This window comes from Mycobacterium pseudoshottsii JCM 15466, from assembly GCF_003584745.1.
GTDB lineage: Bacteria > Actinomycetota > Actinomycetes > Mycobacteriales > Mycobacteriaceae > Mycobacterium > Mycobacterium marinum.
In genome coordinates, this window is sequence record NZ_AP018410.1 from 1,433,079 (window position 1) to 1,446,899 (window position 13,821).

Here is a 13,821-nt window from a genome sequence, read left to right on the forward strand (position 1 = left end):
GGATCCGATGTATCTCACCAGCCGGACGATGGGCATGGGGTGCTTGCTCTCCGAGGGGCAGCATCTCTACGTGGATCGCAGTCGCGAGGATTGGCCGGAGGTAATCCGATTTCTCCTCGGTCACGTGCTCGTGCGGCAGCGGGAACGCAACGCTACGGCGCTACTGCTACGCGACTTCGACGCTGCCGACGATGATATCCGTCAAGTGCTTACCGACGGAGGCTTCGTGAAGATTGATATGCCCCTGAGTAACGCCATCGAAAACATGCGATGGGAGACCCGCGATGAGTTTCTGCAGGCGCTGCCGAGCACGCGCAGAAGACGGCACATGCGGCAGGAGTTCATTCCGTACGAGCATATGTACGAAGTGGAGACGAAATCCGAGTTGTCGCCCGAGGAGCAGGAGTGGGCATACCGCCTGTATCTGAACGTGGCGAAGCGCAACTTGAGCATCAACATATTCCAATATCCGTCGGACATCTTGAAATCGTTGGTGGCGCAAGAAAATTGGGAATTCGTAGTGCTACGTTTTTACGCGGACTACGATGACCGGGCGGAACGTCTTCCAGTAGCTGTTTCGTGGAATTACCGCGGCAAGCTGGGCTATCACTGGGTAATTGTGGGAATCGACTACGAATACAATCGCAAATTCGGCGTTTACCGCCAGGCCATGTACCAGACGGTGCGGCGTGCCCGATTGCTCGGGTACGAGCACGTCAGCTTGGGACTGTCGTCCGACGAAGAGAAAAAGAAGGTCGGGGCGGATCAGACGGAAAAGGTGGCCTACTATCAAACCCGGGACACGTTTGCCATGGATGTAATGGCGGCGATGGCCGCGGTTACTCAGTAATATCATGCCAAGATCCGGATGCCCCCCTCAATTCGACGCCGTGGTGATTGGTAGTGGCATTTCTGGCAGGGTTCCGGCGTTGTTGATTAGCAGGCTTGTGAGCTGGGTTGATGATCTTTGGTGCCGCGCTATTGGGGCCGGAGTGTAGGCACGGGCTATCTGGAGAACGATCGAGTTGGTTACTGTTCGTCGTTGGTCTGGAGTTGCCCGTGCCTACCGTTTCAGTATTGCCTGTGTCGTCGGTTCCAGAGGTGTTCGACCGCTGGAGTCCTGGTGAGCGCAGCGAGTTCATCGGATCGGAGTTTCTCGATGTGTTGGCCTCGGTGCCAGACCCGAGGGGCCCACGCGGTCGGAGGTATTCGCTGGTGGCTTTGTTGGCGATCGCGGTTCTGGCCACTGCCGCGGGGATGCGCGGCTATGCTGGTTTTGCCACATGGGCGGCCACCGCTCCCGATGATGTGTTGGCCCAATTAGGGGTCCGGTTCCGGAGGCCCAGTGAGAAGACCTTCCGCGCTGTTTTGTCTCGGCTAGACCCCGCCGACCTCAACGCCAGGATGGGCAGTTACTTCACTGCACACGTGGCCAGCAGCGACCCCAGTGGATTGGTGCCGATCGCGTTGGACGGCAAGATGCTGCGTGGTGCTTTACGCGCCAAAGCGACAGCCACGCATCTCGTGTCGGTGTTCGCCCACCGTGCCCGATTGGTGCTCGGTCAACTCGCTGTCGCCGAGAAAAGCAATGAAATTCCCTGCGTACGTGCCCTGCTCACGCTGCTGCCGGGTAGCTTGCGGTGGCTGGTCACCGTGGATGCGATGCATACCCAGGTCGTCACCGCGAAGTTGATCTGCGCCACCTTGAAGTCGCACTACCTGATGATCGTCAAGTCCAACCAAGCCAAAATACTTGCGCGTATCACCGCGCTGCCCTGGGCCGAGGTGCCCGCAGCCGCTACCGACGACTCCCGCGGCCACGGCCGTGTCGAGACCCGCACCCTGCAAATCATCACCGCTGCACGAGGAATCGGCTTCCCCTACGCAAAACAAATCATCCGGATCACTCGTGAACGCTTGATCACCGCCACCGACCAGCGCAGCGTGGAGGTGGTCTATGCCATTTGCAGCCTGCCGTTCGAGCACGCCCGCCCTACCGCGATCATGACCTGGATGCGTCAACACTGGGGAATCGAGAACAGCCTGCACTGGATACGCGACGTCACCTTCGACGAAGACCGTCAAAGGGCACATACCGGAAACGGCGCACAGGTCCTAGCAGCGCTACGCAACACCGCGATCAATCTGCACCGCCTCAACGGCGCCGACAACATCGCCGAAGCCTGCCGGATCACCGCTTTGACCGCCAACCGCCGCCTAGACCTCCTCAATCCACAATCCCCCAGCTCACAAGCCTGCTAATCAACAACGCCGGAGCCCTGGCATTTCTGGTCTGACCGCAGCCATCAACTTGCAGCGCAATGTCATTCGCACTCTCGTCGTCGAGCGTCGCGAAGTTCCCGGCGGGCTGTGCGGGACGTTCACCCTGGACGGATATGAGTTCGTCACCGGTTGCAACGACTTCGGTGGAGGATTGGTCCGCCACCTCGAGGAGCTGGGCGTCGGCACGGAGTTCCGCACGCCCGCGGCGCGATTCCATCTCGGCGAACACCGCATTGAAATGCCGCCAACCCTGCCAACCCTGGCAACGGTGGCCCGGCGCCTGCCCGCGCTTTTCTCGGCATTCCGAACCGTACGCAAGGGCCCGGGCCGAACGCTTGGCCAACTGATCGACGGCGCAGTTCAAGACTGGCTTCTGATGGCGGCCGCTGCTATCCTCGCGTATGCGCTGCTGCGTTCCCCCGATGACCTGACGGTCGAGCAGGTGGGCCAGGCCTACTCCAAACAATTCGGCTACCGCTACCAGAAGAGCTATACCGCGGTCGGCGGACCGGCCGCGATGATCGCGGCCATGTTCCAACGCTTCGAGGCGCTCGGAGGCGAGCTGTGGCTTGGTTGTCACAGCACGCAAGTCGAGCGCGTCGGGGCCGAAAAGCGCGTTCATACCTCGGACGCCTTGGTCCCTGTGCGAGTCGTCCTATCCAGTGCCGGGCGTTGGAGCGAGTTCCCGAAAACCACCAAGGCCGGGATGGAGTTCGCGGTGCTGCTTTTTGCGGTTCGCAAAGGCTTTACCTATCCCCGGGGTTATCACACCATCGCCTGGCTGCAGCAGGACATCGGCGAAGAACTCCGCAAACTCGATGCTGGGCAACCCATTTCGCGGCCAAGCTTTCACATCTTTCGATCCGATCTGCCGCAACCGCGCGACCACTACACGATCAACGCCTTCATTCCACTACCACGGGGTGAGGGTGATCCATCCGCGCGGCGACGCCAGGACTTGTCCGCCCATGCCGTGGCAACGATCGACAAAGATCTGCCCGGATTCAAGGACGCGCTGATGTATCAGCGGTTCCTGAGCCCAGTCGAGTACGCGAGCCGACTCGGCCTGCACAGTGCGCCGAGCCCCTTTGTCCCGCCCACCGGCTTTGCCGGCCTACCCAGCTACGACGCGGCGCGCGACACCTATTTCATCGGTACCTCAGTCGGTCCCGCCGGCGAACACGCCGGCGCGGCGTGCCTGTCCGGAAAGATGGCGGCGGATCTGGCCATCAAGCAGTTGCGCCGATGAGGATCTGCATCGGATGGGCTGATGCACTAGGCGACTGTGCTGCTCACCGCTTGAGCCGGATGCGCCACCACACCACCGCCGAGTAGACTACCGACAGCGCGGCAAGCATCGCCATATCGAACAGCCATGCCGTCGTCGAGTGCGTCCAGTGGCTGTCCTCGGGGCTCATCGAGCCGGGCACCAGTTCCCGCAGATTCACCGTGGCCGCCGACGCGGCGTAGCCCCAGCGGGCGGGTGTCAGCCACGACAGCTGGTCAAGAAAGATCCGATCGGTCACCGGCACGACACCGCCGGCGAGGACCAACTGGAGCATCAGCGACACCACCAGCAGCGGCATGATCTGCTCGTTCGAGCGCGCGATCGGGGACAGCAGCAGTCCGAGAATCGCTGATGCCATGCAGGTCGCCGCGACGGCGGTGAACAGCTCGAAACTCGGATTGCCGAGCAGTACCGCCGGTTGCGTCGGCGCGCCCTTGCCCAGCAACACGATGCCGGTCGCGATCGCCGCCTGGGCGACGGCAAACGCACAGAACACCGACACCTTGGCGCTGAGGTAGGCCTACGTCGACAAACCCACGGCCTGCTCGCGACGGAAGATGGCGCGTTCACCGATCAGGTCGCGGATGGTCAGCGCGGTACCCATGAAGACCGCGGCAATGCTGAGCAGATTCAGAATTTGGGCGGCTTCGTCGGGTGTCTGACTGGTCGCGTCGGCAATGCCGAACCCGGTGTCACCCGGAACCGTCAGCGACAGCGCACCCAGAATGAACGGCAGGATAGCGAGGAAGGCGAAGTAGGCGCGGTCGGCGATCACCAGCCGAACCTGTCGGCGGGTGATGGTGGAGAACTGGCGCCGCACGCTGGTGTGGGCGGGCGCACCGAGGTCGGTGGGCGTCTGCGGCTGCGCGGGTGCTGCGGCGCGGTGCTGGGCCAGGAAGCGGCGATTGGCCTCGTCCGGATCGGCGCCCACCTTGGCGAAGATGTGGGCCCAGTTGGTGGTGCCCATGGCTGGGCCGATCTGATCGGGCGGACCGAGAAACGCCGTCTTGCCCCCCGGGCGCCATCAGCAGCACCTGATCGCAGATATCGAGATAGGTCAGCGAGTGCGTGACCACCAGCGCCACCCGCCCGGCGTCGGCGAGTTGCCGCAGCATCATCATGACTTGCAGGTCCAGTGCCGGGTCCAGGCCGGAGGTCGGCTCGTCGAGGATCAGTAGCGATGGTCCGGTGAGCAGCTCGAGTGCCACCGACGCGCGCTTGCGCTGTCCGCCGGACAGCTTGTCGACTCGGGTGTCGGCGTGCTGGGTGAGCCCCAATTCGTCGAGCACACCGGCGACGACCTGGGCGCGGTCCTCTTTGCTGGTGTCGGGTGGCAACCGAAGCTCGGCGGCATAACCGAGGGCCTGGTTGACCGTGAGCTTTCGGTGCACGACGTCGTCCTGGGGGACCATCCCGATCCGGCTGCGCAAGGACGCGTAGTCGGCGTGGATGTTGTGGCCCTCGAAGGTGACCGTGCCAGAGCTGGGGCTGGTGTAGCCGGCGATGAGCCGCGACAGGGTGGTCTTGCCGGCCCCGGAGCCGCCGATCACGGCGGTCAAGGTACCGGGTCGGGCGGTCAACGAAATGTTTTCGAGCAGCCCGTTGCCGTTGATGCTGAAGTTGACCGCGTTGACTTCGAGTCCGCCGGCGCGGGTGGCCACCTGGGTGTGGCGCGCCAGGGTGCCCCCGGTGAACGCGAGGTCGACGTTGCCGATGGTGACGATGTCGCCGTCGCTGAGGATCGCTGACCCGACGCGGATTCCGTTCACGAAGGTGCCGTTGATGCTGTGCGCGTCGCGGATCTCGGTGCCGATCCGGGTCGGTGTCGAAAACGCGTGATGGCGCGACGCCAGCACGTCGGAGACGACGATGTCGTTGCTGGCAGCGCGGCCGATCGAGATGGTGTCGGCAAGCGCGGGCGCAAGGCCCGAGTCGGCGCCCAGGACGTCGACCGTTCGGTCCGGGTAGTGCGAGGCGGTGGTGTGCGCACCTGGGCGGGCGGGCGGCGGGAGCAGCGGTATGGCGCTGGTGAGCTGGGCGCTGGCGACCGGGTCGGGTGGACGGTCGGGCGGCGGGGACGGCCAGCTGGGACGGCTGGGATAGCTGGGCGGCCCTGGCCGGTACCCAGGCCCCGAGGGGGGATGGGCCGCCCGACGGCGGCCGGTCGGCTGGGGCGACTCCAGGCATGGTCTCCGGCGGCGGCAGTAGCCCGATCACCCCCTGGTGATGTCCCACCTCGAACGTGATGCGCGGCCCGTCGGCTCGGCCCAGGTTCATGGCCAGCCCGTCACGGATGTCGATCAGCGGGACCCGACGTCCGTCCACATATATCCCGCTTTGCGAATTGTTGTCGATCGGGACCCAGCTGCCCTGCTCGAAGCGCAGCAGCAGGTGCGCGCGGTCGATGAGCGGATGCGCGACACGCAGGTCGGCGTGCAGATCACTTCCGACGATCACGTCGGGGCCGGCGGCAAAGCTGCGCTGCGACGGGCCCGACCGGACCGTCAGCACCGGCCGCTGAGCTCGCGTCATCACTTCACCCTAGTTGTGCGGGTGTCAGCGCCGCTTGAGCCGAATCTTCCACCACACGATGGCGGTATAGGCGATCGACAACACCGCGAGCATGGCCATGTCGAACAGCCATGCGCTGGCCTTGTGGTCCCAGTGCTGGTCCTTCGGGTCGGTCGGGCCCGGCACCAGCCGGTGGGTGTCGATCGTCGACGCCGACGCCGCAAAAGCCCACCGGGCGGGCGTGAGCCAGGACAACTGGTCGAGCAGGAAGCGGTTGGTCACCCAGATCATGCCGCCGGAGAACACCAGCTGAGACATGATCGACACCACCAGCATCGGCATGATCTGGTCCTGGGACTGGGCCAGCGACGACAGGGCCATACCGAGCAGCGCCGAAGCGACGCACGTGGCGGCGACGGTGACGAACAGCTCGAATCTGACATCACCCAGCAGCACCGGGTCCGACAGCGGTTTGCCCCAGCCGACCACCGAAATCGTGGTGGCGATCGCCGCCTGAGTGACCGCAAAGGCGCAGAAGACCACGATCTTCGCGCCCATGTAGGCCGCCGTCGACAAGCCGACAGCCTGCTCTCGTCGGAAGATGGGACGCTCTCCGATGAGGTCACGGATGGTCAGCGCGGTACCCATGAACACCGCGCCGACATTGAGCATCACCAGAATCTGGTCGGGCTGGGCGGGATTGTTGCCCATCGGGTCCGACATGCCGTACCCGGTCTTGCCGCGCACGGTGAGGGTCAGTGTGCCGATCAGGAAGGGCAACAGCGCCAAGAACACCGTGTAACCCCGGTCGGAGATCACCAGCCGAATCTGGCGACGGGCCACCGTGGAGAACTGGTGCAGCACGTCGGTGTGCACCGGTTCGCCCAAGTCGACCGCCGGGCTGGCCTCGGACGGAAAGGCCGGCTGCTCCTGCTTCTGTTCCAGGAAACGGCGGTTGGCTTCGTCGGGGTCGGCGCCCACGTTGGTGAAGATGTCGGCCCAGTTGGCGGTGCCCATGGCCTGGCTGATTTCGCTGGGCGGGCCCAGAAAGGCCGTCTTGCCCCCCGGTGCCACCAGCAGAAGCTGGTCGCACACGTCGAGGTAGGCAACCGAGTGCGTCACGATGAGTACCACCCGACCGGCATCGGCCAACTGGCGCAGCATCAACATCACCTGCCGGTCCAGTGCGGGGTCCAAGCCGGTGGTCGGCTCGTCGAGAATCAGCAGTGACGGTCCAGTGAGCAGTTCCAGTGCCACCGACGCACGCTTGCGCTGGCCGCCGGAGAGTTTGTCGACGCGGGTTTCGGCGTGCTTGGTCAGTTCGAGCTCTTCGAGAACCTGGGCGACCACCTGGGCGCGGTCCTCTTTGCTGGTGTCGGGGGGAAGCCGTAGTTCGGCCGCGTAGCCGAGTGCCTGGCTGACGGTCAGCTGGCGATGCACCACATCGTCTTGCGGAACCATTCCGATCCGGCTGCGCATGGACGCGTATTCGGCATGGATGTTGTGGCCTTCGAAAGTCACCGTGCCCGAGCTGGGACTGGTATACCCGGCGATCAGCCGCGACAGCGTGGTCTTGCCGGCCCCGGACCCACCGATGATGGCGGTCAGCGTGCCGGGGCGCGCGGTCAGCGAGATGTGGTCGAGCAGCTGTTTTCCGCCGTCGACGGTGAAACAGACCGATTTGACCTCCAGGCCGCCGCTGCGGGTGGCCGCCTCGGTGCGGCGGATCAGGGAGCCGCCGGTGAACACCAGGTCGACGTTGCCGATGGTGACGACGTCGCCGTCGCTCAAGACCGCCGAACCCACCCGGACCCCGTTGACGAAGGTGCCGTTGACGCTGTGCGCGTCACGGATCTCGGTGCCCAACGGTGTCAGGGTCAGGAATGCGTGATGTCGCGACGCCAGAACGTCCGGGATGACGATGTCGTTATCGGTGGCCCGGCTAATGGTGACCGAGCCGGCCGGCCGCTCGGCGCCTCCGGACCTGGGTAGCAGCGCATGGAACATCTTGGTCGCGAGGTTGGCCACCTCGGGAGGCTTGGTGGCCTGCTGCGGCGGTTGCGGTCCGGGACGCGGTGGTGGCGGGGGGAAGTTCGACGGTGGTGGGGGTGCCGGGCTGGCGGGATACCCGGTGGGGCGCCACGGGGCCGAGCTACTCGGGTACATGGGCTGGCCCGTTCTGGCCGGACCGGGCGGTGCAGCCCCGGGGTGAAACCGCGCGGTCGGCGGCGCCTCGTGGCTGGTATGGCTTCCGGTCGATGTCGGCCCAAGCGCAACGGGGTGCTGACCGGAGGGGCGGACCATCGAAGGGGTGACCCGCATCGACTCGGTTTGGGGTGGGCGTCCCGCCATCCCCACGTGCCGCCCCACCTCGAAGCTCAGGAGCGGACCGTCGGGGTTTCCGATGTTCAGGCTCTGGCCGTCATAGATCTCGACCATGGGTACGCGACGGCCGTTGACGAACGTCTCGTTCAACGAATTGTTGTCGATCGCCAGCCATCGGCCCTGATCGAAACGCAGGAGGAGATGAGCACGCGAGATCAGCGGATGGGTGATCCGCATATCGGCGCGCAGGTCTCGTCCGACCACCACGTCGTGGCCCGCTGCGAAGGTGCGTTCTGATCCGTCGCAGCGAACGGTCAGCGCCGGCGGCGCAGGCTGAGGCATCGCATCAACTTTAGCCAAGCTCCCTTGTTACCCTGCTCCGCCGCGCTCACCGGAAACACCAGCATCCGCGCCGCAATGGGCCTGATACGGGTTGTCGCCGGCCGACCGAGCCCTCCGGCGCCTGCGCTTTGCTCACCGCAACCCTCGACGGGCAGCGATGGACAGGGCGGCTTGTTGTTCGGCAGCGGCGGTGGCACACCCATGCCGGGCAGTCTCATCGGCGGCACCGGCGGCACCGGCGGCACCGGCGGCGCCAGTGCCGGCAATCCGCCGGGAAGCCCCGGGGAAGATGGGAATGCGGGCATTGTCGGTGCCGGTGGGCTGTTGATCGGCGGGTAGGGCGAGCAGCACCGATTTCCTTGCCGGCACCCGACACGGATCGGGTCATCGGCTCAGTCCGGCGCCCCGGTGACCACACAGCGGGTGCGGCTGTAGATGGTCGGCATGCACTGGTTGCAGTGCGTGCAAGCCGAATGCACCCGGTTGCCTTCGGCGGCGATCCGGTTGATCAGATCCGGCTCGGCCAGCAGGGCACGTGCCATCGCGACGAACTCGAATCCCTCCGCCATGGCCAGATCCATGGTCTCGGGGTTGGTGATGCCGCCCAGCAAGATCAACGGCATCGACAACTCAGAGCGAAACAGCCGCGCATCCCGCAGCAGATAGGCGTCCCGATAGGGGTACTCCCGCAGGAACTTCTTGCCCATCATGCGCACCCCCCAGCGCATCGGGGGTTTGAAAGCGGCGGCGAACTCCTTGACCGGCGCATCGCCGCGGAACAGGTACATGGGGTTGACCAGCGAACTGCCCGCGGTCAGCTCGATCGCGTCCAGCCCACCGTCTTCTTCGAGCCATTTGGCGGTTCTCAGCGACTCCTCGGTGCTGATGCCGCCGCGAACCCCGTCGGCCATGTTGAGCTTGGCGGTCACCGCGACATGGCTGATCCCGTCCTTGTCCAGGGCGCCGCGGACGGCCCGCACCAATCCACGCGCGACCTTGGCCCGGTTCTCCAGCGAACCACCGAACTCGTCCGCGCGTCGGTTGATCAGCGGAGAAAGAAAGGAACTGGCCAGGTAGTTATGGCCCAAATGGATTTCCACGGCGTCGAAACCCGCCTCGACCGCCAACCGGGCGGCGTTGGCGTGCGCGGCCAGCACGTCGTCGATGTCATCGCGGGTCGCCCTCTTGGCAAACCGCATCGCGATCGGATTGAAGAATCGCACCGGGGCCAGGGCGGTCGCCTTGTTGGAACGGGCGTCGGCCACCGGGCCGGCGTGCCCGATCTGGGCGCTCACCGCCGCGCCCTCGGCGTGGATCGCCTCGGTGAGTCGGCGCAGCCCCGGCACCGCTTCCCGGCGCATCCAGATCTGTTCCCCGCTGGTGCGCCCGCCGGGGGAGACCGCGCAATAGGCGACGGTGGTCATGGCGATCCCGCCCGCGGCGGGTTGGCGGTGATATTCGATCAGATCGTCGGTCACCAGCGCATTGGGTGTCCGGGCCTCGAAGGTCGCCGCTTTGATGACGCGATTGCGCAGCGTCAGCGGGCCGAGCTGGGCGGGGCTGAGCACGTCCGGCGTGGGGGACATAAGGGCGAGCGTAATGGCGATCGCAAGCGCCGCACCCGGGTTTGCCGGCCGGGTGGCGCGGGGTCAGCCTGACCGGGCCCCGATGCGCTCATGCCAGACTGTCTGGCGTGGGCGCAATAACGCTGGATGGCAAGGCCACCCGCGACGAGATCTTCGTCGATCTCAAACAGCGGGTCTCGGAACTGAACGCATCGGGCCGCACACCCGGGCTGGCCACCATCTTGGTCGGTGAGGACCCGGGGTCACAGGCCTATGTGCGCGGCAAACACTCCGACTGCGCCAAGGTGGGCATCACATCGATCCGCCGCGACCTGCCGGCCGACATCTCGACCGCCACGCTCAACGAGACGATCGACGAACTCAACGCCAACCCGGACTGCACGGGCTACATCGTGCAGTTGCCGCTGCCGAAGCATCTGGACGAGAACGCCGCACTGGAGCGCATCGACCCGGGCAAGGACGCGGACGGCCTGCACCCCACTAACCTGGGCCGGCTGGTGCTCAACACACCGGCCCCGCTGCCCTGCACCCCGCGCGGCATCGTGCACCTGCTGCGCCGCTACGACGTCCCGATTGCGGGGGCACATGTGGTGGTGATCGGCCGGGGCGTGACGGTCGGGCGCCCCTTGGGGCTGCTGCTCACCCGCCGCTCGGAGAACGCCACGGTTACCCTGTGCCATACCGGAACCCGCGATTTGCCCACACTGACCAGGCAGGCCGACATCATCGTCGCCGCGGTCGGGGTGCCCCACATGTTGACCGCCGACATGGTGCGCCCCGGTGCCGCGGTCGTCGACGTGGGCGTGAGCCGAGTCGACGGCAAACTGGCCGGTGATGTGCATCCCGACGTATGGGAGGTCGCCGGCCACGTCTCGCCCAATCCCGGCGGCGTCGGACCGTTGACCCGGGCGTTTCTGTTGACCAACGTCCTAGAGCTGGCCGAACAGCGATGACCGTGCGGGATTTCGCCGGGCGCGCGCTGCGCGCTCAATGGCCAATCCTGCTGGTCGGGCTGATCTTCGCGGTGGCGTTCGCGCTGGCCGGGGCAAACTTCTGGCGCCGAGGTTCGTTGTTGATCGGAATCGGTGTGGGTGTGGCCGCCGCGCTGCGGTTGGTGTTGTCCGACGACCGGGCCGGCCTGCTGACGGTGCGCAGCAAAGCGACCGACTTCATCACCATGACCTCGGTCGGCGCCGCGATGGTCTACATCGCGTCCACGATCGATCCGCTTGGTACCGGCTGAGCCCTAGAACCCGGGTACGCCCGGTACGCCGGGTATGGCCGGCACCCCCGGAATGCCCTGCAGGGGGAGATTGCCGCTGGTCACATTGGCCATCACCGACGGGCAGTACATGGAAATCGCGATACTGGTGAAGGTAGCCGCCATCTCCGGAGACATGCCGCTACCGCCGGCGACGACCTTCGACGCCGCCGAATTGAAGGATCCACCCGGCTCGGACAGGACCGGGCACACACTTCGGCCCAATGCCTCCGTACCTCCCGCGTCGCCGTAGTTGACCCCGGCCGCGTTCAACGCGTTGATGAACGCGTCGTCGACGGAGTCGGCCTCAGCCGGCGCCGCGAGCGCGGCAGAAGCGGTCAGCAAGCCCGCGGCCCCCGCCAGCAGCCGAACGGTCAATGGTTGGTAGCGCCATGCCCTCATGCTTGCTCCCATCGGATTTGGAGCGCACCAGGGCCATCCGGGCACACTCAAGCAACCTCAGAAACCTTGCTCGCTCGTTGTCACATTTCGAACACGATGCCGTAAAAGTTTGCGCTCTATGTGTATTGGATCTCGGCCGGTATCCCAGCCTTCCGGTAGGTGATGGTGTTGCAACGACACGATCCCGTCACGGCGTGACGCAACACGTGATGCGGCAGTGCGGTTGGCCGCGCGGTGTATAATAATGCGGCCCATGATTTCTCGCCAGACGTTTCTTCGCGGCGCCGCCGCAGCGACGGCGGCCGGGTTGGGTTCGGCCCTATTCGGATCCGCACGTGCTGTGGCCGAACCGGTCAGTGGTTGGAGCGCTTTGGCGTCCTCCATCGGGGGCCGGGTGCTGCTGCCGAGCAACGGCGCCTCATTTACTTCCGGCAAGCAGGTTTTCAACTCGCTCTACAACAACTCGAACCCGGCGGCGGTGGTGACAGTCACGTCGCAGGCCGACGTGGAGAAGGCGGTCGCGTTCGCGGCCGCCAACAAGCTCAAGATCGCCCCGCGCGGCGGCGGACACTCCTACATTGGCGCGTCGACCGCCGTCGGTGCGATGGTGATCGACCTGCGTGGGCTGCCGGGCGGAGTGAATTTCGATGCCGGCAGCGGAACCGTCACGGTGCCCGCCGGGGTGAGTCTGACCGACGTGCACCAGGTGCTGGCCGGCGCCGGCCGGGCAATTCCGACCGGCAGCTGCCCGACCGTGGGTGTGGGCGGCTTGGCGCTCGGCGGCGGAATGGGCGCCGACTCCCGCCACGCCGGCCTTACCTGCGATGCGCTGCGGTCGGCTACCGTCGTGTTGCCCAGCGGAGAAACGGTGACCGCCTCCGCGGAGGATCATCCCGATTTGTTCTGGGCGTTGCGCGGTGGTGGGGGAGGGAACTTCGGGGTTACCACGGTGATGACGTTCGAGACGTTCCCGGTCGCCGACTCCGATGTGGTGCGCGTCGACTTCACTCCTTCGTCGGCGGCGCAGGTGCTGGCCGGCTGGCAGACCTGGCTGGCAGCGGCCGACCGCGACACCTGGGGCCTGGTCGACATGTCGGTAAGTGCCGCACAGGCCAATTGCCATGTGCTGGCGACATGTCCGGCGGGTGCGGGGCGGGGAGTGGCCGACGCGATCAAGTCCGTTGTCGGTGCGCAGCCCACCGGCATCGAGACCAAGACGTTCAACCACATGGAATTGGTGAAGTACCTGGCCGGCGGCAGCTCCGCGAGTTCACCGCGTGGCTTCGTGGCCGGATCCGATGTCATCGGCACCGTGAATTCCGCTGCAGCACAAGCAATTGTCGCGGCGGTGGGGAAATGGCCGCCGGCGTCGGGGCGGGCGTCGGCGCTGGTCGACACGCTTACCGGAGCGGTGGGTGACATCGACCCGACCGCTACCGCCTTCCCATGGCGGCGTCAGTCGGCGGTCGTGCAGTGGTATGTCGAGACGCCCAGCAGTGGGCAAACGGCCGCTGCCACCAAATGGATCAACTCCGCACACCAAGCGGTGCAACAGTTCTCGGTCGGCGGCTACGTCAACTATCTGGAAGCCAACACCGCGCCCTCGCGATACTTCGGGTCGAATCTGTCTCGGTTGACCCAAATCCGCCAGCGATACGACCCCAGCCGGTTGATGTACTCCGGACTCAACTTCTGACGGCTACCCCCTCGGGATCGGGCCGCTCGGGGGGGGGGGGGGGGGGGCAGCAGACGGGGTTGGTGACCCAGTAGCCGCCGGTGGGGGACGGGTTTCACCGGCGAAGCCGTAGAGGTTGGCTGGGTGC

At 65.7% G+C, this 13,821-nt stretch carries 10 protein-coding genes and 1 pseudogene; 7 read left to right on the forward strand and 4 right to left on the reverse strand.

What is annotated here, in order from left to right; genetic code table 11:
• The first annotated feature begins 7 nt into the window (after nt 1-7).
• From MPSD_RS06540 to MPSD_RS06550, 3 genes are all read left to right on the forward strand, one after another.
• Complete coding sequence (locus MPSD_RS06540; protein WP_020788469.1) at nt 8-850, forward strand: GNAT family N-acetyltransferase; 843 nt, start codon at nt 8-10, stop codon at nt 848-850.
• 209 nt (nt 851-1,059) lie between these two features.
• Nucleotides 1,060-2,262, forward strand: coding sequence for an ISAs1-like element IS2404/ISMul1 family transposase (locus MPSD_RS06545; protein WP_420811878.1), 1,203 nt, complete (start codon nt 1,060-1,062; stop codon nt 2,260-2,262).
• Nucleotides 2,263-2,311: 49 nt separating this feature from the next.
• A complete protein-coding gene (locus tag MPSD_RS06550; RefSeq protein WP_020788468.1) occupies nt 2,312-3,532 on the forward strand; it encodes a phytoene desaturase family protein in 1,221 nt (406 codons plus the stop codon).
• Between the two features lie 43 nt (nt 3,533-3,575).
• Here the strand turns inward: MPSD_RS06550 and MPSD_RS06555 are convergent.
• Together MPSD_RS06555 and MPSD_RS06560 are read right to left on the reverse strand one after the other, a co-directional pair.
• A pseudogene (locus tag MPSD_RS06555) lies at nt 3,576-6,103 on the reverse strand (ATP-binding cassette domain-containing protein).
• A 24-nt stretch (nt 6,104-6,127) separates the two neighbouring features.
• Nucleotides 6,128-8,749, reverse strand: coding sequence for an ATP-binding cassette domain-containing protein (locus MPSD_RS06560; RefSeq protein ID WP_086085623.1), 2,622 nt, complete (start codon nt 8,747-8,749; stop codon nt 6,128-6,130).
• A gap of 201 nt (nt 8,750-8,950) precedes the next feature.
• Between MPSD_RS06560 and MPSD_RS28360 the strand changes: the two genes are divergently transcribed.
• Nucleotides 8,951-9,088 carry a hypothetical protein gene (locus MPSD_RS28360; RefSeq protein ID WP_174714225.1) on the forward strand — a complete coding sequence of 46 codons (138 nt, stop codon included), beginning with the start codon at nt 8,951-8,953 and terminating at the stop codon, nt 9,086-9,088.
• Between the two features lie 53 nt (nt 9,089-9,141).
• Here the strand turns inward: MPSD_RS28360 and MPSD_RS06570 are convergent, their stop codons facing one another.
• Nucleotides 9,142-10,335 (reverse strand): NADH:flavin oxidoreductase, encoded by a 1,194-nt coding sequence (locus tag MPSD_RS06570; protein ID WP_086085624.1) that lies wholly within the window; start codon nt 10,333-10,335, stop codon nt 9,142-9,144.
• 107 nt (nt 10,336-10,442) lie between these two features.
• Between MPSD_RS06570 and MPSD_RS06575 the strand changes: the two genes are divergently transcribed.
• Both MPSD_RS06575 and MPSD_RS06580 read left to right on the forward strand, forming a co-directional pair.
• Nucleotides 10,443-11,288, forward strand: a complete 846-nt coding sequence (locus MPSD_RS06575) for a bifunctional methylenetetrahydrofolate dehydrogenase/methenyltetrahydrofolate cyclohydrolase (RefSeq protein ID WP_086085625.1) — start codon at nt 10,443-10,445, stop codon at nt 11,286-11,288.
• Nucleotides 11,285-11,578, forward strand: a complete 294-nt coding sequence (locus tag MPSD_RS06580; RefSeq protein WP_011739583.1) for a DUF3017 domain-containing protein — start codon at nt 11,285-11,287, stop codon at nt 11,576-11,578. Before MPSD_RS06575 ends, MPSD_RS06580 begins: the two co-directional genes overlap by 4 nt.
• Nucleotides 11,579-11,581: 3 nt before the next feature.
• On the opposite strand, the gene MPSD_RS06585 is transcribed toward MPSD_RS06580, so the two are convergent.
• On the reverse strand, nt 11,582-11,998 hold the full coding sequence (locus tag MPSD_RS06585) for a DUF732 domain-containing protein (protein ID WP_020788461.1): 417 nt from the start codon (nt 11,996-11,998) through the stop codon (nt 11,582-11,584).
• Between the two features lie 244 nt (nt 11,999-12,242).
• Here MPSD_RS06585 and MPSD_RS06590 point away from each other — a divergent pair, with 244 nt between their 5' ends.
• Nucleotides 12,243-13,694: an FAD-dependent oxidoreductase gene (locus tag MPSD_RS06590; protein ID WP_086085626.1), complete on the forward strand. Its 1,452-nt coding sequence runs from the start codon at nt 12,243-12,245 to the stop codon at nt 13,692-13,694.
• Nucleotides 13,695-13,821 lie beyond the last annotated feature (127 nt).